Consider the following 19,707-nt stretch of genomic DNA (forward strand, 5'->3'; position numbering starts at 1 on the left):
GCTTGCGCGCGGGCCTGGGCGGACGCTACGTCGGCGTGCGGCCGGGGGACCCCACCAACACCTTCCGCCTGCCCGACTACGCCGTGCTCGACGCGTTCCTGGCCTACGACACGGAGGTGGCCGGGCGCCCGACGACGCTGCAGCTCAACCTGCGCAACCTCACGGACGAGACCTACTACCTGTCCTCGATCGGCACGAACAACCTCGGCGTCGCCGTGGGCGAGCCGTTCCAGGCCCTGGTCTCGGCCCGCATGTTCTGGTGACGCGATGCCCCTGACGTTCCGGTCCGTCCTGTTCCGCCTGCACTGGCTGCTCGGCCTCTCGGCCGGCCTGGTGCTGGCGCTGGTCGGCCTGACCGGGGCGCTGATGAGCTACGAGGAGGCGATCACCGCGGCCATCGATTCCGACCGCGCCGTCGTGGCGGTCGTCGAGCGTCCCCGGCTCTCGCCGGAGGCGCTGGTGGCCCGCCTGGAGGCCCAGCGGCCGGGGCTCAGGGTCAACGCCCTGACGCTCTCCGGCGACCCGGCGGCGAGCCCGCGGGCGCGCTTCGTCTACGACGCCGCGACCGGCGCCCGGCCGCCCTCCGTCTACCTCGACCCCTACGACGGGACCGAACGCGGCGAGGCGCGGGCCGAGACCGCCTTTTCCACGATCCGGAACCTGCACCGCTGGCTGCTGCTGCCCGGCGAGGGAAAGGGCTGGGGCCGCACCGTCACCGGGACCTGCGCAATCGGCTTGCTGGTCTTCCTCGCGACCGGACTCTACCTGCGCTGGCCGAAGCTCCACACGTGGCGGGTCTGGCTGAAGCCGAACCTCGCGCGCCCCGGCCGGCCGCGCTGGTGGTCGCTCCACGCGGTCGCCGGGACGTGGCTCCTGCCGGTCTACGCGGTCATCGCGCTCTCGGGCTTGTGGTGGTCCTTCGACGCGTACCGGGCGGGGGCGACCTGGCTGCTGACGGGCCGCGCGCCCGAGGCCAAGCCGGGGCGGGTGCTCGGCCGCAAGGGGCCGGAGGGGCCGCTGGCCCTCGACCGGGCCTGGGCCGCGTTCAAGGCGGGCGAGGGGCGGGAGGCGGCGCTCGCCATCGTCACCCTGCCGGGCCCGGACGCGACGGCCATCCGCATCCGCTACCTCGCCGCCGCGTCCGACCACCCCAAGGCCCGCAACGAGGCGACCTACGACCCGGCGACCGGGGCGCGGCTCGCCGGCAGCCTCTACGTCGACAAGGCGCTCGGCCAGCGCATGGCCGACAACATGCTGGAGGTCCATCGCGGCCGCTTCTTCGGCGGGCCCGTCGCCGCCCTGTTCTTCGCCGCCGCCCTGCTGATGCCGGTGTTCTCGGCCACCGGGCTCACGCTCTACGTCCTGCGCCGGCGCGCCGGCCGGCGGCGGATGCAGGCCCGAGGCGTCGAAGGCCGGGGCGCCTATGCCGGCCTGCGCGGAACCGGGTCCTGAGGCTGCGCGCCGGCGACCGCCTCCGTCAGGGCCGCGATGCGCCGCCCCTGTTCGTGGAGCAGGCCTTCGAGATGCTCCAGCCGGATGCGGTCCAGCTTGTCGTGGAGCGACATGATCTCGATCTCGGACTTCAGGTTCACCTCGTAGTCGAGGTTGGCCGCCAGCCGGTCGCGGGCGGCCTGGCGGTTCTGCGACATCAGGATGACGGGAGCCTGCAGCGCCGCCACCATCGACAGGATCAGGTTGAGGAAGATGTAGGGGTAGGGGTCGAAGCCGCCGTTGAAGCGGGCCAGGACCAGGGTGTTCCCGAACACCCACGCCAGCAGCATCCCCGAAAAGATCAGGATGAAGCTCCAGGACCCGCCGAACCGGGCGACCCGGTCGGCCAGGCGCTCGCCCACCGTCTGCGTCTCGGTGAAGACCCGGTCCGGGTTGCGGCTGACGTGGAGCCGCCGGGCGATATGCAGGACGACGCGCTGCTCGCGCTCCGTCAGGCAGGCCACGCCGCCGTCCAGGAGCCGGCGGGCGAGGTGTGCGACGTCTTCGTCCATGTCGGTCGCGGCGCTCCTCACCCGGCCCGCCCGCGCCACAGGGGGAACCCTGCGGCCTTCAGTCGGCGATGCGCTTCACGAGGCGCTCCACCTCGTCCAGGGCCTGCCCGATGCAGGCGGCCTGGGCCTTGATCGCCGCGGCGTCGACCCTGGCCGGGGCGTCCGAGGCCCACCAGATGCCGCCGTCCATGTCCCGGATCATGTTGGCGAAGCGCGTGTGCTGCGTGCACAGGGCATCCAGGGCGGTCTGGGGAATCGTGGTCATGGGGCTTCCTGCTCGGCCGTCCAGCATCGCACAGGCGGCGGACGCGGGCGAGGGCGACGATGACCCGTGGCCTTGAGGCGGCCAAGCCGAGCGGCTACCTCTGCGCGCGGGGGCCGGCCGCCCGGCGATCCTCGCAAAGCCGTCCCCCGCGGTCGAGAGTGCACCCGTGGCGCCATCCATCCCGCCGATCCCGCCGGTCCCCGAGATCGATCCGACCGCCCCGCGCAAGCGCGTCAGCGCGCGGGGGCGCCTGCGGACCTACTTCCTCACCGGCATCATCGTGGCGGGGCCGCTGGCCATCACCGCCTACATCACCTGGTGGTTCATCGCCCTCATCGACGGCTGGGTGAAACCCCTGGTGCCGGCGAGCTACCTGCCGGACCATTACCTGCCGTTCTCGATCCCCGGCCTCGGCCTCGTCATCGCCTTCGTGGCGGTGACGCTCCTCGGCTTCCTCACCGCCAACCTCGTCGGGCGCAGCGTGATCGAGTTCGGCGAGGTGCTCCTGGCGCGCACCCCCGTGATCTCGGGGCTGTACAAGGGCTTGCGGCAGATCTTCGAGACCCTGTTCTCGGCCAACGGCACCTCGTTCCGCACCGTCGGCCTCGTGGAGTTCCCGGTGAAGGGCACGTGGTCCGTGGTGTTCCTCTCGGCGCCCGCGGCGGCCGAGGTCCAGGAAGTGCTGCCCAAGGGCGAGGGGGAGGGCGCCCACGACTACGTCGGGGTGTTCATGCCCTGCGCGCCGAACCCGACCACGGGGTTCTTCTTCTACCTGCCGCGCTCGGAAATCATCGAGGTGGGGATCAGCGTCGACGACGCGGCCAAGCTCGTGATGTCGGCGGGCGTGATCCAGCCGGAGGACCCGCAGGCCCGCCTCCACGCCATGGCCGCCTCCCTGAGGACGGCGCAGGCGGAGGCCGGGAGTGCGCCGCAGGCGCAGCGGCCGGAGCCCCTGCGCCAGGACGCGTGAGGTGAGTTTAGGACGCGCTGGCGGTGACGACGGGCACCTTGGCGACGGGGTGGACGGCCTGCGAGCCGCCCCCCATCCAGCCCGTCGCGCCCTCGGCGGCGAGCAGCAGGGCGAGGGCGAGGCAGAGGCCGTGGGCCGCGATCCAGAGGGGGCGGGCGGCGCCGCGCACGGCCTCGGCCGCGGACTCGGTTGCGGCCGACGCCTTGGCGTCGAATCCGTCGGAGATCGGCAGGAGCCAGGGATCTCCGGCAGTCCAGCCCTCGGAAGAGCCGGGCAGGCGTTGGAACGGTCCGGTCAGCATCGGCAGGCCCTCCACGTTTCCGTCAATCACCCGTTCTGTTCAGGTAATCGTTCATCCTGAGTTAAGGTTGGCTCACGATGTCTTCAAGGCAGAATGCGCCCTTCTCATGTCCGGCACAACCCCGCCTGACCAGGCAGGTCGGCCGCGTTGCCCTTTCGCCATGGCCGGGACCGGCACCGGTGCGGGGCCGCAGGGGTTCGGTGATGGGCACCTGACAAGGGGCACTGCACCTTCAGAGGCCCGACACAGGCGCGACCGGGGAGCGCCGCGCGGATGCCACGCCGACCAGCTTGGCGCCTCCGCAACACATCGAACGGATTGTCATTTCGTACGTCGAGAATGGCATCACGTTCGAACACGCGCTGCCCTCCCCCCTCTGCGGGGGAGGGAAGAGCCTGCTCCGGAAACGGCGGGACGGCTCAGCCCGCGCCCAGCAGCCGGATCGCCGCGTCGCGCTCGAACAGGTAGAGCAGCACCCGCAGGGCCTGGCCCCGCGCGCTGCGCAAGGCCGGATCGCGCTCCACGATCAGCCTCGCGTCGTCGCGGGCGACCTCCAGCAGGTCGCCGTCGCTCTCCAGCCGGGCGAGGTGGAAGGCGGCCAGGCCCGACTGGCGGGTGCCGAGCACCTCGCCCTCGCCGCGCAGGCTCAAGTCTGCCTCCGCGATGCGAAACCCGTCCTCGCTCTCGCGCATCATCTCCAGCCGGGCCTTGGACACCTGGCCCAGGGGCCCGCGGTAGAGCAGCAGGCAGGAGGAGGCCTTCGAGCCGCGCCCGACCCGGCCGCGGAGCTGGTGGAGCTGGGCCAGCCCGAAGCGCTCGGCGTGCTCGATCACCATGATCGTGGCCTCGGGCACGTCGACGCCCACCTCCACCACCGTGGTCGAGACCAGGAGCGTGGTCTCCCCGGCGGAGAAGCGCGCCATGGCGGCGTCCTTCTCCGGCCCCGGCATCTTGCCGTGGATCAGGCCGACCGCGTCGCCGAAATGCTGCTTGAGGTCGTCGAAGCGCTCGGCCGCGGCGGCGAGGTCGATGAACTCGGATTCCTCCACCAGGGGGCAGATCCAGTAGACCCGCTCACCCGCCCGGAGGGCCCGGGCCAGGCCCGCCACCACCTCCTCGATGCGCTCCACCGGGATGGTCAGCGTGCGGATCGCCTGCCGTCCGGCGGGCTTCTCGTCCAGCACCGAGACGTCCATGTCGCCGAAGAAGGTCAGCGCCAGGGTGCGCGGGATCGGGGTCGCGGTCATCACCAGGAAGTCCACCGCCTCGCCCTTGGCGCCGAGCGCCAGGCGCTGGTGCACGCCGAAGCGGTGCTGCTCGTCCACCACCGCGAGGCCGAGGTCGGAGAACGTCACGGCCTCCTGGAACAGAGCGTGGGTGCCCACCAGCACGTCGATCCGCCCGGCGGCGAGGTCGGAGAGCGTCGCCTTGCGCTCGGCGGCCCGGTCGCGCCCGGTCATCAGGCGCAGGCGCAAGGGAGCGGCCAGCGGCGTCAGGCGCTCGAAATGCTGGCGGGCCAGGATCTCGGTCGGCGCCATCAGGGCGGCCTGCCGCCCGGCCTCGACGGCCGAGGCCATGGCGAGCAGCGCCACCGCGGTCTTGCCGGAGCCGACGTCCCCCTGGAGCAGGCGCAGCATGCGCCGGTCGGCGGACAGGTCCGCCCGGATCTCGGCCACCGCGCGGGCCTGCGCCCCGGTGAGCGCGAAGGGCAGGCCGGCCGCGATGCGCCCGCTGAGGCGCCCGTCGCCGGCGTTGACCCGGCCGGCCTTGCGGCGCTGGCGGGCCCGCAGCAGGGCGAGCGCCAGCTGCGAGGCCAGGAGCTCGTCGTAGGCCAGCCGCCGCCGGGCCGGGGTCGCGGGCGGCGGCTGCGTCAGGTCTGTCCGCTTCGGGGGCGCGTCCTCCGGGCGGTGCTCGGCGCGGAGCGCCTCGGCGAAGGGGGGTAGCGCGTTCCGCTCCAGCCAGGCCGGGTCCTGCCACTCGGGCAGCACCGGCAGGCGCTCCAGGGCGGCCAGCGCCAGCTTGCCGATCGCCCGCGAGGTCAGCCCCTCGGTGGCGCCGTAGATCGGCTCGACGGCGGGCAGGGCCGCCAGCCCGTCCTCGTCCACGATGCGGGACGGGTGGACCATCTGGCGGTGGCCGTCCCAGATGTCGATCCGGCCCGAGACGTAGCGATGGGCGCCCAAGGGCAGCATCTTCTCCACGCGGGCGGCGGGCATGCCGAAGAACACGAGGCTGATGTCCCCGGTCGGGTCCTCCACCAGCACCCGGTGCGGGCGGCGGCCCGCGCCCGCCTGCGCCGCCCGGTGGCCGACGACGGTGACGCCCAGCGTCACCGGCTCGCCCGGCGGCGCCTCGGCGATCGAGCCCTTGAGCTGGCGCGCCACGCCCCCGTGCGGCAGGTGGAACAGCAGGTCGACGATGCGCGCGGGCCGCTCCGGCGTGCCGAGCAGGCGCTCGATCATCGGCGCCATCTTCGCGCCGACCCCCGGCAGGCCGCGCACGGGCGCGAACAGCGGGTCGAGGATCGCGGGGCGGAGCGCCGGGGGGCGGGAAGCGTCGTCGGTCATGGGAGCGGGGCAGGATACGGGTGCGCGCGTTACTATCCCACTCACGCCGGCCGGGGCAGGCGGCACCGCGGCCCAGCCTGTGATCCGGAGATCGGAGGATCACCGGATACCGGTCTCAGCCGATCTCCCTGCTGGTCACGCGCGCGACCCCGGCGGCCCGCATCCGCGCCCAGGCCTCGTTCACCGACCCGTCCCGGTCGATGCCCCGCACCGCGTCCTCGACCACGGCGACCTCGAAACCGGCCGCGCGCGCATCCAGCGCGCTCCAGGCGACGCAGTAATCGGTGGCGAGCCCGCAGAGGTAGAGGCGGGTGAACCCGCGCTCGCGCAGGTATCCGGCAAGCCCCGTGCGGGTGGTGCGGTCGGCCTCCAGGAAGGCGGAGTAGCTGTCGATACCAGCGCGAAACCCCTTGCGGATCACGAGTTCGGCGCACTCCACCGCGAGCCCCGGGGCGAACACGGCCCCAGGGCTGCCCTGCACGCAATGGTCCGGCCACAGCACCTGGCTGCCGTAGGGCAGGTCCACCGTCTCGAACGGGGCCTTGCCCGGATGGGTCGAGGCGAAGGAGGCGTGGCCCGGCGGGTGCCAATCCTGGGTCAGCACCACGTGCGGGAATTTTCGGATGAGCCCGCCGACCGGTCCGATCACGGCGTCGCCCTCGGGGACGGGGAGGGCGCCGCCGGGCAGGAAATCGACCTGGAGGTCGATCACCAGGAGCAGGTCGCTCACGGGATCATCACGGTCGAGCCCGTGGTCTCCCGCCCGGCGAGATCCCGGTGTACCTGCTGCGCGTCGGAAAGCTTGTACTGGGCGTGCACGGGGATCTTCACCGCCCCGCTACCCACCACCGAAAACAGGTTCTCGGCCATGGCCTCGAGGACGGGGCGCTGGCTGGCGAAGGTGAAGAGCGTCGGCCGGGTGACGTAGAGCGAGCCCTTGGCCGCCAAGAGCCCGAGGTCGAGGGCCTGGATCGGGCCCGAGGCCGCGCCGAAGCTCGCGAGCAGACCCAGGGGCGCGAGGCTGTCCAGCGAGCCCATCAGGGTCGCCTGCCCGACGCCGTCGTAGACCACCGGCACGCCCTTGCCGCCGGTGATCTCGCGCACGCGCTTGGCCACGTCCTCCTCGCGGTAGAGGATGACGTGGTCGCAGCCGTGTCGCTTGGCCAGTTCCGCCTTCTCGGGGCTGCCGGCGGTGCCGATCACCGTGGCGCCGAGGTGCTTGGCCCATTGGCAGGCGATCAGGCCGACGCCGCCGGCCGCCGCGTGCCAGAGGATCGTGTCGCCGGCCTTCACCCTGTAGGTCCGGTGCAGCAGGTACTCGGCGGTCAGGCCCTTCAGCATCATGCCGGCGGCGGTCACGTCGTCGATGCCCTCGGGCACGTGGACGGCGCCGGCGGCCGCGATCACCGGCTCCTCGGCGTAGGTGCCCTCGCCCGCCCCCGTGGCGACCCGGTCTCCGACCTTGAAGCCGCTCACGCCCTCGCCGACCGCGGTGACGGTGCCCGCGCCCTCCTTGCCCGGCGTGAAGGGAAGCTGGGCCGCCTTGTAGGCGCCGGAGCGGAAGTAGATGTCGATGAAGTTGACGCCGATGGCGGCCTGCCGCACCCGGATCTGCCCGGGGCCGGGCTCGGCCAGGGGCACGTCCTCGTAGGCCATCACCTCGGGGCCGCCGTACTCATGAACCCGGATCGCCTTCGGCATCGTCACGTCCTCTCAGAGAAACCCGCGCCCTCGACATAGGCGGGCGGGCGGGCAGTGCAATGCCGGACCGGACGTAGGGGCACGCGAAGGGGCCTCGCAAGGGGCCTCGGAAGGGGCTTCGAGCGCGGGGATCATCGTAACCGCCCGTCAAGGGCGCCCGGCCTATGAGGAGGCGTCCCGCCCCGCACCCGTTGACCCATGTCGCGCGCCCTCGACGCCCAGACCTTCGGCTCCCTCACAGTCATCGGGGCGTTCGCCGCCGCCGAGGCGGCGGCGGCCTTCCTCAGCCTGCATCCGGGCTCGGAGGCCGCGTGGTATCTCAACCTCGCGGTGTTCCGGCCGTTCGAGCTCGCCCGCGCCGAGACCTCGCCCCTGCGCGGGCTGTTCGGCCCGGCCGCCCTGCCGGGGGCCGTGCTGCTGCTCGCCGCGACCCTGGCCGTGCGCGCCTGCCGCTTCCGCTTCGGGGTCGCGGCCATCGCCAACCTCTGCTTCAGCGCGGCGGCCACCCTGGCCTATCTCAGCCTCGGCCCCGGCGCGCCCGCGCGGGCGGCGGGCCTGCTGCCGCCCCCGGCGCTCCAGGGCCCCGACCTCGCGGTGATCGGGCTGATGCTGGGGAGTTCAGCCCTCGCCTTCGCGGTGAGCCACCTCTCCCTGGTCGGCCTGATCCGCGCCGACCGCCGGGCGCGCGCCGCAGGCGCTTGAGCGTTTCACGGGACACGGGCCGGGCGCCCCTTGGAGCGGGCCCGCGGCCGGGTCTATCATCTCCCATGCCCGCCCCGACCAGCCCCGCCGGCCGCCCGGTCCGCCGCCTCGACCCCGTCCTCGTGGACCGCATCGCGGCCGGCGAGGTGGTGGAGCGGCCGGCCTCGGCCGTGAAGGAGCTGGTCGAGAACGCCATCGATGCCGGCGCCCGCGCCATCGAGATCACCATCGAGGGGGGCGGGCGCCGGCTGATCCGCGTGGTGGACGACGGCGCCGGGATGGGGGCTGACGACCTGGCGCTGGCGGTGGAGCGCCACGCCACCTCGAAGCTGCCCGGCGGCGATCTCTCGGCCATCGACTCCCTGGGGTTCCGCGGGGAGGCCCTGCCCTCGATCGGGGCGGTCTCGCGCCTGACGATCACCACGCGTACGCGAGAGGCCGCCTCCGGGGCGACGCTCACCGTGGCTGCCGGCCTCAAGGGCGAGGTCCGCCCGGCGCCCGCCGCCAGGGGCACCCGCATCGAGGTGACGGAACTCTTCGCCGCGACGCCGGCCCGGCTCAAGTTCCTGAAGTCCGACCGGGCCGAGACCGCCGCGGTCGCCGAGATCGTGCGCCGGCTCGCGGTGGCCCAGCCGCAGGTCCGCTTCGCCCTGCGCACCGAATCCGGCAGCCCCCTGGTGCTCCCGGCCGAGGACGGGGCGGACGCGAGCCTGCGCCGGCTCGCCGCCGTGCTGGGCGCGGACTTCTTCCCGAACGCGCTCCCCCTCGACCTGGCGCGGGAGGGGTTTTCCCTGTCCGGCCATGTCGGCCTGCCGACCTTCCACCGGGGGAGTGCGGGCCACATCCACCTCACCGTCAACGGCCGGCCGGTGCGCGACCGGCTGCTGATGGGCGCGGTGCGCGGGGCCTATGCCGACGTGCTCGCCTCCGACCGGCACCCGGTGCTGGGGCTGTCCATCGCCTGCGACCCGGGGATGGTCGACGTGAACGTGCATCCGGCCAAGACCGAGGTGCGCTTCCGCGAACCCGGCCTCGTGCGGGCGCTGGTGGTCGGCGCGATCCACGAGGCCCTGCGCCGGGGGGGCGCCCGCTCGGCCACGACCGGGGCGGCGCGCGCGCTGGACGCCCTGCGCCCGGCCGGGGTCCAACCCTTCGGCCGACACACGGGCGCCGCCGCCCCGAGCCTGTTCCAGTCCGCCCGGCCGGGGTTCTTCCCGGCGCAGACCCCGTCTGTCGCCGCACCCTCGGGCTTCCACCGGCCGCCGGGCTTCCATGAGGCCGCCCAGGCCGTGCTGGAGCGCGCGCCCGACCTCGCCCCGCCGATGGCGGACCTGCGCGAGGCCGCCGACGCGGAGGAGGGCCTCGATCACCCGTTGGGGGCGGCGCGGGCGCAGGTGCACGAGACCTACATCGTGGCCCAGACCCGCGACGGCATCGTCATCGTCGACCAGCACGCCGCCCACGAGCGCCTGGTCTACGAGCGGCTGAAGCGGGAGCGCGCGGCGGGCGGCATCACCCGCCAGGGCCTGCTGATCCCCGAGGTGATCGAGATGAACCCGGATGCGGCCGAGCGGCTGGCGGCGGCCGCCCCCGACCTCGACCGCCTCGGCCTGACCCTGGAGGCCTTCGGCCCCGGCGCCGTGCTGGTGCGCGAGGTGCCCGCCGCCCTCAGCCGCGCCTCGGTCCGCACGCTCATAGCCGACATCCTCGACGCGCTCGATTCCAGCGGCCTGGAGGAGGGCGGGGCGCCGGCGGGCGAGGGCGGCCCGCTGGGCCGGCGCCTCGACGCGATCCTCTCGCGCATGAGCTGCCACGGCTCGATCCGCGCCGGCCGGCGCCTGCGCCCCGAGGAGATGAACGCGCTGCTGCGCGAGATGGAGGCCACCGAGCGCTCCGGCCAGTGCAACCACGGCCGCCCGACCTACGTCGCCCTCGAACTCCACGACATCGAGCGCCTGTTCGGCCGGCGCTGAACCATGGCCCGGTCCGCCGGCGCGCCCGGCGGGGATCGTTCGGCCGCGACCGGCGTTCGAACGGTATCGGCCGGGCCGCCCGCGCCCCGGCACCCGGAGGACAGCATGAAGAACCCCGCTCTCAGCCTCTGGATGTCCTCGGCCAACCGCGCGGCGGGCTGGTGGATGGGGCACGCCACCGCCGCGCTGCGGCGCCAGCAGAAGGCGGCCCTGGCCGAGACGGCCCGGGCGGCGACGGGCGCGAAGCCGAAGCGGAAACGCGCCCCGCAGCGGAAGCGCCCCGCGGCCACGCGGTAGCGGGGCCGGGGGCGCGGAGGGTTGCCGCTCGCCCCCCCGTCAGGTCGGCCCCTTCAGGATTCCGGTGGGCCGTCCTTACCCGTTCTATTCTGACGCCAGCCGAGGAAACCGGCCGCGACCAGGAACAGCATGAGACCCGTCCAGAGGCCGCCCTCGGTGATCTTGGCGACCAGCCATTCCCCGAACCCGGGCGCCGTCGCATCCTGCGACCAGCCGAGCGCCACCATCCCCGCGGTGAACAGTGCGAGCGTGAACAGGATCGCGGTGGGGTAGGGCATCCGTTCGCACCTTCCGGGGTCGTGCGGGGCCCCATGTAGCAGTCGCCGACGGGCCCGTCCGCAAGGACCTGGAGGCGACGGCACGAACGAAAAAGGCCGCTCGGAAGCAGCCCTTCGATCGTTCGATTCTCTGGATGAATTGGAGCGGGCGAAGGGATTCGAACCCTCGACCCCAACCTTGGCAAGGTTGTGCTCTACCCCTGAGCTACACCCGCTCACAATGCCGCGCCGCCCGGAAGTCGTGCCCGGCGGCCCCGGACGGCGCTCTCTAAACACCATTCCGCCGGGGGATGCAAGCGCCCTGTTTCCTGCCGTTCGCGGCTCACCAGTCCAGGCTCGGCGGGAGGTCGCCGCGGATCTCCTGCAGGCGCTCCCGCGTGGCGCGGGTGGTGTCGTCGGGCAGCGCGTCGAGGGGAAAGAAGCCGCAGGCGGCGATCTCGCGGTCGGGCGCCTTCGGGCCGGCCACCGTGAAGGCGGGGGCGAGGAAGAGGGCGACGTGGTCGCGGGCGGAAGCCGTCGCGTTGCGGTAGAAGCCGTGCAGCCGGAGCGGGCCTGCCAGCACGATCTCCGCCTCCTCGCGGAACTCGCGTTCCATCGCGTCGGCGGCCGCCTCCCCCCGCTCGACGCCGCCGCCGGGCAGGTACCAGCCCGACATGTAGGTGTGGCGCACGAGGCAGACCCGGCCCTGCGGGTCGATCGCCGCGCCGCGCACCCCGAGCGTCATGCCGCGCAGGCTCAGGGCACCGAGGTGGAACAGGCGCCGCAGCAGCGGCCGGTCGAGGAGCATCGCGTGGGAGATCCGTGGTTTTTCTTTTTTCGCCGCGCGGGGACTGCGCCGCGGTGGAGGGCAGCTGGACCACATGGCACAGTCGCGCGCGCCAGGGCCTGGACCTGTGTCGTATGATGGACGAGCGCAGGGTCGGCGGACGATCCCGCCGGGCCCGTCGTCCGCCGGCGTCAGACCACGTCCAGCACGATCTCGCCGAGCCCCTCGATCGCCGCCGCCATGCGCTCGCCGCGGCGCACCGGCCCGACGCCCGACGGGGTGCCGGTGAAGATCAGGTCGCCGGGCTGGAGCTCGAAATAGGCGGAGAGGTAGGCGACCTGCTCGGCCACCGACCAGATCATGTCGGCAAGGTCGCCCGCCTGCCGCGGCGCCCCGTCGACGGACAGGCCGATGAAGCCGCGGGCCGGGTGCCCGATCCGCGCGGCCGGGTGCAGGGGACCGATCGGGCCGGAGCCGTCGGCCGCCTTGCCGAGGTCCCAGGGCCGCGCCATGCGCTTGGCCTCGTCCTGGAGGTCGCGCCGGGTCATGTCGAGGCCGATGGCGTAGCCGTAGACGTGCTCCAGGGCCGAGGCGACCGGGATGTCGCGCCCGCCCGTCGCGAGCGCCGCCACCATCTCCACCTCGAAATGGTAGTTCTCGGTGCGCGGCGGATAGGGGTGGGGCACCGCCTCGGGGCCGCCGGCGATCTGCAGGGCGTCGGCCGGCTTCATGAAGAAGAACGGCGGCTCGCGGTCCGGGTCGGCACCCATCTCGCGGGCATGCGCCGCGTAGTTGCGCCCGACGCAGTAGACCCGGCGGACCGGGAACAGGTCCTCGCTGCCCAGCACCGGGAGCGCGACGCGCGGGGGATTGGGGATGACGGAGAGCATGCCTTCGCCTCTTGGGTGACGCCGTCGCCTCTTGGGTGACGCCGTGGAGGAAGCCTTGCGGAGGCCGCGGCGCCCAACGACGCCCGGCCGGAGCACCCCGTCGTTGTAAGGCATAGGGCGGCCGCTGCCATCCCGCCCCCCTTGCAACCTGCTCCCCTTGCAACCTGCTCCCCTTGCAACCCACCGGACCGTTGGGACAGAACGCCCCCATGACCCAGCCGGCCCCGCCCCAGGACACCCTGCTCGACGCCCTGCGTGCCCGCCTCGGGGCCGCGCACGTCCTCACCGATCCGGACACGGTGGCGCCCTATCTCGTCGAGGAGCGCAAGCTCTACCGGGGCACGGCGCTCGCCGTGGTGCGGCCGGCCTCGACGGAGGAGGTCGCCTTCGTGGTCCGGGCGTGCTCCGGGGCGGGCGTGCCGATGGTGGCGCAGGGGGGCAATACCGGGCTCACGGGCGGGGGCGTGCCGCAGGGCGGCGTGGTGATCTCGCTCGCGCGGATGGACCGGGTGCGCGGCCTCGACCCGGTCGACGCCAGCATCACCGTCGAGGCCGGGGTGATCCTGTCCGCGGTCCAGGACGCGGCCGAGGCCGCGGGGCTCCTGTTCCCGCTCTCCTACGCCTCGCGGGGCTCGGCCCGGATCGGGGGGGCGCTGGCCACCAACGCGGGCGGCATCGCGGTGCTGGCCTACGGCAACGCCCGCGACCTCGTCCTCGGGCTGGAGGTGGTGCTCGCCGACGGCCGGGTCTGGAACGGCCTGAAGAGCCTGCGCAAGGACAATGCCGGCTACGACCTCAAGCACCTGTTCGTCGGCTCGGAGGGGACGCTGGGGATCATCACGGCGGCCGTGCTCAAGCTGTTCCCGCGGCCGCTCTCGCGCTGCGTCGCCTTCGTCGGGCTGGCCTCGCCGCGGGCGGCCCTCGACCTGTTCGTGCGCCTGCGCGCCGGCGCCGACCGGGACCTGACCGCCTTCGAGTACCTGCCCGCCTTCGGCCTCGACATCGTCCTGCGGCACGGGCACGGCACCGTCCGGCCGCTCTCCGGCGACCACGCCGCCTACGCCCTGATCGAGTTGGCCTCGGCCCGGCCCGGCGCGGACCCCCGCGCCGAGATGGAGGCGGCGCTGGCCGCCGCGATCGAGGACGGCCTCGTGGAGGACGCGACCATCGGCGCGAGCGCGGCCCAGGACGACGCCCTCTGGGCCCTGCGGGAGACCCTGCCGGAGGCGCAGACCCGCGAGGGCGCCTCGATCAAGCACGACGTCTCGGTGCCGCTCTCGCGCCTGCCGGAGTTTTTGGAGACGGCGCGGGCCGCCTGCGAGGCGGCGATGCCGGGCCTGCGCGTCTGCGGCTTCGGGCATTTCGGGGACGGCAACATCCACTTCAACCTGAGCCAGCCGGTGGGCATGGACCGGGCCGCCTTCCTCGGGGAATGGCAGCGCTTCAACCGCATCGTGCACGACGTGGTGGCCGGCCTCGGCGGTTCGATCGCGGCCGAGCACGGCGTCGGCCTGATCAAGCGCGACGAGTTGCAGCGCTACGGCGACCCGGTCGGCCTCGCCCTGATGCGGACCCTCAAGGCGGCCCTCGACCCGGAGGACCGGCTCAATCCGGGCAAGGTCGTCGCCCTCTCGGACCATCCGCCCCAGGCCCTGCCCTGAGGCGTCTCTTCAGATGAGAAAGGCGATCTGCGTGCCCGCCCGCGCCTCCGGGCCGAGGAAGCGGTCGGGGATCGGCGCCTGGCGGTAGGCATCCCCCTGCTGGAGGCGCCGGACGTGCGCCCGCTGGACCAGGGCGGGATTGTACGCCGGGCTGTGGTCGTAGCTCGCGCAATCGTTCAGCGCCGGATCGAGGCCGACCGCGTCCATGAAGACGGGGCGTGCGCCCATCATCGCCAGGAGGCTCGGCACCAGCCCCTCGAAGGAAAACCGGTTGTGCCCGAGCGTGACCAGATTCGTCTCGAAATGGCAGGGCGTCGGCGAAGGCGTCCGGCAGGGTGGCGGGCGCGTCGTACGGGGTCAGGGTCGCGCCGAAGTTGAACGGGCTCGCCGCGATTCCGAGGCGGCCGGCGAGGCGGAGGCAGGGAGTCGTAGTCCGGGAACGGGTCGCCGATCCCCTTGGTGTGCAGGAACAGCACGGCGTCCTAGGCGGGCAGGAGCGGGCGGCAGCGCCCGAGGGCCAGCCGGCAGCCGTCCGAATCGACGTGCCTCTCCGGCGCCACCCGCTCCAGGCCGATCAGGCTCCCGAGCCCGAAGGACACGGCCTCCGCGATCGGGGGCGAGCCGTGGTTCAGGGCAACGCAGGTCGGGGCGCCGGGAGAGTGCGTTTCCACGACGCGGCGGTCCCAGTCCAGCCAGCGGCGCGTGTTCTGCCCGTCGTCGGGGGCCCAGGCGGAGAACAGGACGCGGAGTTTCATCCCGAGGCTCGCCCGATGAGGGCAGGGACCGCAGGATTACCAGCATCGCCACCGCGGAGCAGGGGGTGCGAGGCAGGGGCTCGCTCAGAATCTGATTGTGCGGTGCACCATTTTCGGCTAAGGTGATTGTTCGCATTGCGCCATAAATCGGCTCGCCGGCCGTCGCATGGTTCGCTCCGCGAGGCCGGCCGGTTCGGCCGGGACCGTATCCGGGAGTGTCGAGGACCCGTGCGTTATCGCTGCGTTAACGGTTTGGGCGGAGTTTTATCCACACCCGCCCGGGCCCGCGGACGACGACGGGCCCGCCCTTTGCTTTCCCGGTTCAAGACGCTCGCAACTGCGAAGGTGGAATCGACCCGTCCACCCGCCCGACAAGCTCTAAGGAGACCGTGAGATGCCCACCTCCCAGGCCCGCGTGCAGACGGCCGAGGCGAGCCGCTACCTGCAGCAGCTCTGCCGCCACTGGAGCCACAAGTTCCCGGTGAAGAGCACGCCCGAGCACGGCACCGTGCCCTTCGGCGAGGACCGCGTCTGCACCTTCGACGCGGAGCCCGACGCCCTCCTGATGCGGATCAACACCACCGACCCGGCCGGCCTCACCCGCCTGGAGAACGTGGTCTCCGACCACCTGATGCGCTTCGCCTTCCGCGAGAGCCTCGGCGAGATCACCTGGTCCCGCGCGACTTGACCGGGCCCGCCCCGCACCGATCATAACGCGATCGGACGGTTCGCGGGGAATGAGATGAACGTGCACGCCAAGCCGCAGGGTGTCGGGTTGCCCTTCGCGGAGCGCCTCGACCGGCTGGCCCGGGTCGCGATCCGGGTCGGGCTCGACCTGCGCCCCGGCCAGGAGCTCGTGCTGACCGCGCCCCTCGACGCGCTGCCGCTCGCCCGCGCCGTGACGGTGCAGGCCTACAAGGCCGGCGCCTCCCTGGTCACGACGCTGCTCGCCGACGACGTGGCGACGCTCGCGCGCTTCGCCCACGCCCCGGACGCGGCCTTCGACACGGCCGCGGGCTGGCTCTATTCCGGCATGGCCGACGCCTACCGCAACGGCGCGGCCCGGCTCGCGATCGCGGGCGACGACCCCGCGCTGCTGGCCGGCCAGGACCCCGACCGGGTGGCCCGCGCCAACCGCTCCCGCTCGAAGGCCTACGTGCCGGCGCTGGAGCTGATCGCCAACTTCGCCACCAACTGGACCATCGTCTCGGCGGCCACCCCCGCCTGGGCCCGCACGGTCTTCCCCGACCTGCCGGAGGAGGAGGCGCTCGCCCGCCTCTGGGACGCGATCTTCTCCGCCTCCCGCGTCGACGGGGACGACCCGATCGCGGACTGGACGGCCCACAACGCCGCCCTCCACGCCCGCAAGGACCGGCTCAACGGCCACCGCTTCTCCGCGATCCGCTTCCGGGGGCCCGGCACCGACCTCACCGTGGGGCTGGCCGACGACCACGAATGGTGCGGGGGCGCGGCCACCTCGCGCAGCGGCATCACCTGCAACGCCAACATCCCGACCGAGGAGGTCTTCACCACCCCGCACAAGGCGCGGGTGGACGGGTACGTGGCCAGCACCAAGCCGCTCTCCTACCAGGGCACCCTGATCGACGGCATCCGGGTCCGGTTCGCGGAGGGCCGCATCGTCGAATCGCAGGCCCGCACCGGGGCCGACGTGCTGGAGCGGGTGCTCGACACCGACGCGGGTGCACGGCGCCTCGGCGAGGTGGCGCTGGTGCCGGCCTCCTCCGCGATCTCGGCCTCGGGGCTCCTGTTCTACAACACCCTCTACGACGAGAACGCGGCGAGCCACATCGCCCTGGGCCAGGCCTATTCCAAGTGTTTTCGCGATGGGGGCGCGGGCTTGAGCGAGGACGACCTCGCCGCGCGGGGCGCCAACCGCAGCCTGATCCATATCGACTGGATGATCGGCTCGGCCGAGGTCGACGTGGACGGCATCGCGCAGGACGGCAGCGCCGTGCCGGTGATGCGCGGTGGGGAGTGGGTCTGAGGCCCATCTTCGCCGACCCGATCGATCCGACACACGAGCCCGCCTGACGACGGCCCCGATCCGTCGTTCCCCAGGGTGTGCGCGCTCGAAAAAGCCATTACAGACGGGCTCATGACTGGACTCTCCCACCGCGACGCCAAGCATCGGGACGCCAAGGGCCGGCCGCTGGTCGCCGTCACCGGCATCGGCATGGTCACCTCCCTCGGGCAGGGGCAGGCCGAGAACTGGGCCGCGCTCACCGCCGGCCGCTCCGGCATCCACGCCATCGCGCGGTTTCCCACCGACGGCCTGCGCACCCGCATCGCCGGCACGGTGGACTTCCTCGACACCGATCCCCTCGTCGCCCCCCTGCTGTCGGAGCGGTTCGCGCGGGTCGCCGCCGAGGAGGCCGTGGGCCAGGCGGGCATCGGCTCGGCCGGCGACTTTCCGGGCGCCCTGTTCATCGCGGTCCCCCCCGTCGAGATGGAATGGCCTCAGCGCCGGGCGCTGGCCGAGGCCGCCGGCGGGGAGGGGGCCGTGACCTATGCCGGGCTCCAGAGGGCCGCCGCGAGCCGGGCGTTCGATGACTGGCACGACCTCTTCATCTTCGGCACCGTGGCCGACCGGATCGCCGAGCGCTTCGGCACGCGCGGCTCGCCGATCTCCCTCTCGACCGCCTGCTCGTCCGGCGCCACCGCGATCCAGCTCGGCGTCGAGGCGATCCGCCGCGGCGAGATGCAGGCCGCGCTCTGCATCGGCACGGACGGCTCGGTGAACCCGGAATCCCTGATCCGCTTCTCCCTGCTCTCGGCCCTCTCGACCCAGAACGACCCGCCGGAGGGCGCCTCCAAGCCGTTCTCGAAGAACCGGGACGGCTTCGTCATGGGGGAGGGCGCCGCCGCCCTGGTGCTGGAGGATGCGCAGGCCGCCGCCGCGCGGGGCGCGACCATCCTCGGCTACGTGCTCGGCTGCGGCGAGAAGGGCGACGGCTTCCACCGCACCCGCTCCAGCCCGGACGGGGCGCCGGTCATCGCCGCGATCCGCGCGAGCCTGGCGGATGCCGGCCTCGGCCCGGAGGGCATCGACACGGTCAACGCCCACGGCACCTCGACGCCGGAGAACGACAAGATGGAGGCGTTCGGCCTCGCTGCCGTGTTCGGCGAGGCGGTCGCGCGCATCCCAGTGACCTCGAACAAGTCGATGATCGGGCACACCCTCACGGCGGCCGGCGCCATCGAGGCGGCGGTCTCGCTGCTGACGATCCGGCACGGCCGCATCCCGCCCACGATCAACTACGCCCTGCCGGACCCGGCCATCCCCCTCGACGTGGTGGCCACCGCCCGCGACATGCCCGTCGCCCGCGTGCTCTCGAACGCCTTCGGCTTCGGCGGCCAGAACACCTGCCTCGTCCTCGGGGCCGAGCCCGCATGAGCGGCCCGGACCAGCGCCGCGTCCTCGTCACCGGGGGCGCCTCGGGCCTCGGCGCGGCGATCGTGCAGGCCCTGGCGGCGGGGGGATACGCCGTCGACTTCACCTATCGCTCCTCCGCCGCGCAGGCCGAGGCGCTGCTCGGCGCGTTGCGCGCCGCCCATCCCGAGGGGGCGTTTTCGGCCCACCCCCTCGACCTGTCGGACCGGGCCGCCCTCGACGCCTTCTGCGAGGCGCAGGAGGGCGCGGGCTGGTACGGCCTCGTGCACAATGCCGGGCAATCGAGCGACGCGCTGGCCGCCATGCTGGACCAGGACCGGGCGGAAGCCGCCATGCAGGTCAACTTCTTCTCGCTGACCCGGCTGGCCAAGGCCCTGGTGCGGGGGATGATCCGGGCCAGAGCCGGCCGCATCGTCGCCATCGGCTCGGTGGCGGCCCTGCGGGGCAATGCCGGCAACGCGGCCTATGCCGCGACCAAGGGCGCCCTGATCGCCTATTGCCGGACGCTGGCCATCGAGTCGGCCAGGCGCGGCGTCACCGTCAACGTCATCGCGCCGGGCTTCATCGACACCGCGATGATGGCCCCTTACGCCGCCCACAGGGCCGGGATGGAGCGCCAGATCCCGGCGGGGCGCTTTGCCGCCCCCGCCGAGGTCGCGGGCCTGGCAGCCTTCCTGATGGGGGATGCGGCCGCCTACGTCACCGGCGCCGTCCTGCCCGTCGACGGCGGCCTGACCGCGATGATGGGCGTGCACCGCACCTGATGGCGCGCGCGATCATGACAACCCGGCTCCCCGCCCTGTACGCCGCCTGCCTCCTCGCAGTCCTCGGCGCGGGGCCGGCCGTGGCCGAACCCGTGCCCTACCGCCTCGACGGCCTGCCGCGCGGCGAGGCGCTCAGCATCCGCGCCGAGCCGGATGCGGGCGCCGAGGTGGTCGGCGAGATCCGCGGCCGGGCCCTGGTCTCCGGCTGCACCAACGACACCCCGAGCCGCACCACCTGGTGCCGCGTCAAGGTCGGCCGCGCGGTGGGCTGGGCCCGGCGGCGGTATCTGGTGCCGGAGTGACCCGGCTTGATGCGCCCCGGCGGGCTGCGTAGGGATACCGTGACGCGGATGGAAGCCGGTTCAGGTCGTGCCGCGGCCCGAGTGCGGGCCTCTCCTCCCC

The 19,707-nt window shown here is 73.4% G+C and carries 23 protein-coding genes and 1 tRNA gene; 12 read left to right on the forward strand and 12 right to left on the reverse strand.

The window, feature by feature from the left end:
• Together COGEMETH_RS06090 and COGEMETH_RS06095 are read left to right on the forward strand one after the other, a co-directional pair.
• Positions 1-263 (forward strand): TonB-dependent receptor domain-containing protein (locus tag COGEMETH_RS06090; protein WP_238181713.1); only part of this gene is annotated, 263 nt, incomplete at its 5' end.
• Between the two features lie 4 nt (positions 264-267).
• A complete protein-coding gene (locus COGEMETH_RS06095; RefSeq protein ID WP_238181714.1) occupies positions 268-1,452 on the forward strand; it encodes a PepSY-associated TM helix domain-containing protein in 1,185 nt (394 codons plus the stop codon).
• On the opposite strand, the gene COGEMETH_RS06100 is transcribed toward COGEMETH_RS06095, so the two are convergent.
• Entirely contained in the window at positions 1,422-2,003 is a 582-nt protein-coding gene (locus COGEMETH_RS06100; protein WP_238181715.1) for a DUF1003 domain-containing protein, read from the reverse strand. The two genes, COGEMETH_RS06095 and COGEMETH_RS06100, sit on opposite strands and share 31 nt — an antisense overlap.
• A 58-nt stretch (positions 2,004-2,061) precedes the next feature.
• On the reverse strand, positions 2,062-2,268 hold the full coding sequence (locus tag COGEMETH_RS06105) for a hypothetical protein (RefSeq protein WP_238181716.1): 207 nt from the start codon (positions 2,266-2,268) through the stop codon (positions 2,062-2,064).
• 166 nt (positions 2,269-2,434) lie between these two features.
• On the opposite strand from COGEMETH_RS06105, the gene COGEMETH_RS06110 reads away from it, so the two are divergent.
• Positions 2,435-3,238 (forward strand): DUF502 domain-containing protein, encoded by an 804-nt coding sequence (locus COGEMETH_RS06110; protein WP_238181717.1) that lies wholly within the window; start codon positions 2,435-2,437, stop codon positions 3,236-3,238.
• A 7-nt stretch (positions 3,239-3,245) separates the two neighbouring features.
• Here COGEMETH_RS06110 and COGEMETH_RS06115 read toward each other — a convergent pair whose 3' ends face one another.
• The 4 genes from COGEMETH_RS06115 to COGEMETH_RS06130 form a co-directional block, all read right to left on the reverse strand.
• Entirely contained in the window at positions 3,246-3,569 is a 324-nt protein-coding gene (locus tag COGEMETH_RS06115) for a hypothetical protein (RefSeq protein ID WP_238181718.1), read from the reverse strand.
• A gap of 389 nt (positions 3,570-3,958) precedes the next feature.
• Positions 3,959-6,106: an ATP-dependent DNA helicase RecG gene (gene recG / locus COGEMETH_RS06120; protein ID WP_238181719.1), complete on the reverse strand. Its 2,148-nt coding sequence runs from the start codon at positions 6,104-6,106 to the stop codon at positions 3,959-3,961.
• A 115-nt stretch (positions 6,107-6,221) separates the two neighbouring features.
• Entirely contained in the window at positions 6,222-6,836 is a 615-nt protein-coding gene (pncA, locus tag COGEMETH_RS06125; protein WP_238181720.1) for a bifunctional nicotinamidase/pyrazinamidase, read from the reverse strand.
• Positions 6,833-7,807, reverse strand: coding sequence for a quinone oxidoreductase family protein (locus COGEMETH_RS06130; RefSeq protein ID WP_238181721.1), 975 nt, complete (start codon positions 7,805-7,807; stop codon positions 6,833-6,835). Before COGEMETH_RS06130 ends, pncA begins: the two co-directional genes overlap by 4 nt.
• 198 nt (positions 7,808-8,005) lie before the next feature.
• Here COGEMETH_RS06130 and COGEMETH_RS06135 point away from each other — a divergent pair, with 198 nt between their 5' ends.
• The 3 genes from COGEMETH_RS06135 (at position 8,006) to COGEMETH_RS06145 (ending at position 10,779) form a co-directional block, all read left to right on the forward strand.
• The gene (locus COGEMETH_RS06135; RefSeq protein WP_238181722.1) at positions 8,006-8,509 is read left to right on the forward strand and encodes a hypothetical protein; all 504 of its coding nucleotides are present in this window, start codon (positions 8,006-8,008) and stop codon (positions 8,507-8,509) included.
• A gap of 65 nt (positions 8,510-8,574) precedes the next feature.
• Positions 8,575-10,482 (forward strand): DNA mismatch repair endonuclease MutL, encoded by a 1,908-nt coding sequence (gene mutL, locus COGEMETH_RS06140; protein ID WP_238181723.1) that lies wholly within the window; start codon positions 8,575-8,577, stop codon positions 10,480-10,482.
• Positions 10,483-10,587: 105 nt separating this feature from the next.
• A complete protein-coding gene (locus COGEMETH_RS06145) occupies positions 10,588-10,779 on the forward strand; it encodes a hypothetical protein (protein WP_238181724.1) in 192 nt (63 codons plus the stop codon).
• A gap of 53 nt (positions 10,780-10,832) precedes the next feature.
• On the opposite strand, the gene COGEMETH_RS06150 is transcribed toward COGEMETH_RS06145, so the two are convergent.
• From COGEMETH_RS06150 to COGEMETH_RS06165, 4 genes are all read right to left on the reverse strand, one after another.
• The gene (locus COGEMETH_RS06150; RefSeq protein ID WP_238181725.1) at positions 10,833-11,057 is read right to left on the reverse strand and encodes a hypothetical protein; all 225 of its coding nucleotides are present in this window, start codon (positions 11,055-11,057) and stop codon (positions 10,833-10,835) included.
• Positions 11,058-11,197: 140 nt separating this feature from the next.
• A tRNA-Gly gene (locus COGEMETH_RS06155) sits at positions 11,198-11,272 on the reverse strand.
• 107 nt (positions 11,273-11,379) lie between these two features.
• Positions 11,380-11,844 carry an NUDIX domain-containing protein gene (locus COGEMETH_RS06160; RefSeq protein WP_238181726.1) on the reverse strand — a complete coding sequence of 155 codons (465 nt, stop codon included), beginning with the start codon at positions 11,842-11,844 and terminating at the stop codon, positions 11,380-11,382.
• Between the two features lie 170 nt (positions 11,845-12,014).
• Positions 12,015-12,713 carry a fumarylacetoacetate hydrolase family protein gene (locus COGEMETH_RS06165; protein WP_238181727.1) on the reverse strand — a complete coding sequence of 233 codons (699 nt, stop codon included), beginning with the start codon at positions 12,711-12,713 and terminating at the stop codon, positions 12,015-12,017.
• 209 nt (positions 12,714-12,922) lie between these two features.
• Here COGEMETH_RS06165 and COGEMETH_RS06170 point away from each other — a divergent pair, with 209 nt between their 5' ends.
• Positions 12,923-14,374 (forward strand): FAD-binding oxidoreductase, encoded by a 1,452-nt coding sequence (locus COGEMETH_RS06170; RefSeq protein ID WP_238181728.1) that lies wholly within the window; start codon positions 12,923-12,925, stop codon positions 14,372-14,374.
• 9 nt (positions 14,375-14,383) lie between these two features.
• Here the strand turns inward: COGEMETH_RS06170 and COGEMETH_RS06175 are convergent, their stop codons facing one another.
• Positions 14,384-14,623, reverse strand: coding sequence for a hypothetical protein (locus COGEMETH_RS06175; RefSeq protein ID WP_238181729.1), 240 nt, complete (start codon positions 14,621-14,623; stop codon positions 14,384-14,386).
• Positions 14,624-14,856: 233 nt separating this feature from the next.
• Entirely contained in the window at positions 14,857-15,129 is a 273-nt protein-coding gene (locus COGEMETH_RS06180; protein ID WP_238181730.1) for a hypothetical protein, read from the reverse strand.
• 394 nt (positions 15,130-15,523) lie between these two features.
• Here COGEMETH_RS06180 and COGEMETH_RS06185 point away from each other — a divergent pair, with 394 nt between their 5' ends.
• The 5 genes from COGEMETH_RS06185 to COGEMETH_RS06205 all read left to right on the forward strand — a co-directional run bounded on the left by COGEMETH_RS06185 (position 15,524) and on the right by COGEMETH_RS06205 (position 19,607).
• On the forward strand, positions 15,524-15,817 hold the full coding sequence (locus COGEMETH_RS06185; RefSeq protein WP_238181731.1) for a DUF2218 domain-containing protein: 294 nt from the start codon (positions 15,524-15,526) through the stop codon (positions 15,815-15,817).
• Between the two features lie 54 nt (positions 15,818-15,871).
• Complete coding sequence (locus COGEMETH_RS06190) at positions 15,872-17,134, forward strand: aminopeptidase (protein WP_238181732.1); 1,263 nt, start codon at positions 15,872-15,874, stop codon at positions 17,132-17,134.
• 111 nt (positions 17,135-17,245) lie between these two features.
• Positions 17,246-18,544, forward strand: a complete 1,299-nt coding sequence (locus COGEMETH_RS06195; protein ID WP_238181733.1) for a beta-ketoacyl-ACP synthase — start codon at positions 17,246-17,248, stop codon at positions 18,542-18,544.
• Positions 18,541-19,305, forward strand: a complete 765-nt coding sequence (locus COGEMETH_RS06200) for an SDR family oxidoreductase (RefSeq protein WP_238181734.1) — start codon at positions 18,541-18,543, stop codon at positions 19,303-19,305. The genes COGEMETH_RS06195 and COGEMETH_RS06200 overlap by 4 nt, the downstream gene beginning before the upstream one ends.
• A 14-nt stretch (positions 19,306-19,319) precedes the next feature.
• On the forward strand, positions 19,320-19,607 hold the full coding sequence (locus tag COGEMETH_RS06205) for an SH3 domain-containing protein (RefSeq protein WP_238181735.1): 288 nt from the start codon (positions 19,320-19,322) through the stop codon (positions 19,605-19,607).
• Positions 19,608-19,707 lie beyond the last annotated feature (100 nt).

The sequence above is a fragment of the Methylobacterium trifolii genome, assembly GCF_022179685.1.
Lineage (GTDB): Bacteria > Pseudomonadota > Alphaproteobacteria > Rhizobiales > Beijerinckiaceae > Methylobacterium > Methylobacterium trifolii.

Excerpts from the sequence above, each read along its gene's own strand:
- COGEMETH_RS06095 (WP_238181714.1), top strand. The coding sequence starts at position 268 with ATGCCCCTGACGTTCCGGTCCGTCCTGTTCCGCCTGCACTGGCTGCTC.
- COGEMETH_RS06100 (WP_238181715.1), bottom strand. The coding sequence starts at position 2,003 with ATGGACGAAGACGTCGCACACCTCGCCCGCCGGCTCCTGGACGGCGGC.
- COGEMETH_RS06105 (WP_238181716.1), bottom strand. The coding sequence starts at position 2,268 with ATGACCACGATTCCCCAGACCGCCCTGGATGCCCTGTGCACGCAGCAC.
- recG (WP_238181719.1), bottom strand. The coding sequence starts at position 6,106 with ATGACCGACGACGCTTCCCGCCCCCCGGCGCTCCGCCCCGCGATCCTC.
- COGEMETH_RS06130 (WP_238181721.1), bottom strand. The coding sequence starts at position 7,807 with ATGCCGAAGGCGATCCGGGTTCATGAGTACGGCGGCCCCGAGGTGATG.
- COGEMETH_RS06135 (WP_238181722.1), top strand. The coding sequence starts at position 8,006 with ATGTCGCGCGCCCTCGACGCCCAGACCTTCGGCTCCCTCACAGTCATC.
- mutL (WP_238181723.1), top strand. The coding sequence starts at position 8,575 with ATGCCCGCCCCGACCAGCCCCGCCGGCCGCCCGGTCCGCCGCCTCGAC.
- COGEMETH_RS06145 (WP_238181724.1), top strand. The coding sequence starts at position 10,588 with ATGAAGAACCCCGCTCTCAGCCTCTGGATGTCCTCGGCCAACCGCGCG.
- COGEMETH_RS06150 (WP_238181725.1), bottom strand. The coding sequence starts at position 11,057 with ATGCCCTACCCCACCGCGATCCTGTTCACGCTCGCACTGTTCACCGCG.
- COGEMETH_RS06160 (WP_238181726.1), bottom strand. The coding sequence starts at position 11,844 with ATGCTCCTCGACCGGCCGCTGCTGCGGCGCCTGTTCCACCTCGGTGCC.
- COGEMETH_RS06165 (WP_238181727.1), bottom strand. The coding sequence starts at position 12,713 with ATGCTCTCCGTCATCCCCAATCCCCCGCGCGTCGCGCTCCCGGTGCTG.
- COGEMETH_RS06170 (WP_238181728.1), top strand. The coding sequence starts at position 12,923 with ATGACCCAGCCGGCCCCGCCCCAGGACACCCTGCTCGACGCCCTGCGT.
- COGEMETH_RS06180 (WP_238181730.1), bottom strand. The coding sequence starts at position 15,129 with ATGAAACTCCGCGTCCTGTTCTCCGCCTGGGCCCCCGACGACGGGCAG.
- COGEMETH_RS06185 (WP_238181731.1), top strand. The coding sequence starts at position 15,524 with ATGCCCACCTCCCAGGCCCGCGTGCAGACGGCCGAGGCGAGCCGCTAC.
- COGEMETH_RS06190 (WP_238181732.1), top strand. The coding sequence starts at position 15,872 with ATGAACGTGCACGCCAAGCCGCAGGGTGTCGGGTTGCCCTTCGCGGAG.
- COGEMETH_RS06195 (WP_238181733.1), top strand. The coding sequence starts at position 17,246 with ATGACTGGACTCTCCCACCGCGACGCCAAGCATCGGGACGCCAAGGGC.
- COGEMETH_RS06200 (WP_238181734.1), top strand. The coding sequence starts at position 18,541 with ATGAGCGGCCCGGACCAGCGCCGCGTCCTCGTCACCGGGGGCGCCTCG.
- COGEMETH_RS06205 (WP_238181735.1), top strand. The coding sequence starts at position 19,320 with ATGACAACCCGGCTCCCCGCCCTGTACGCCGCCTGCCTCCTCGCAGTC.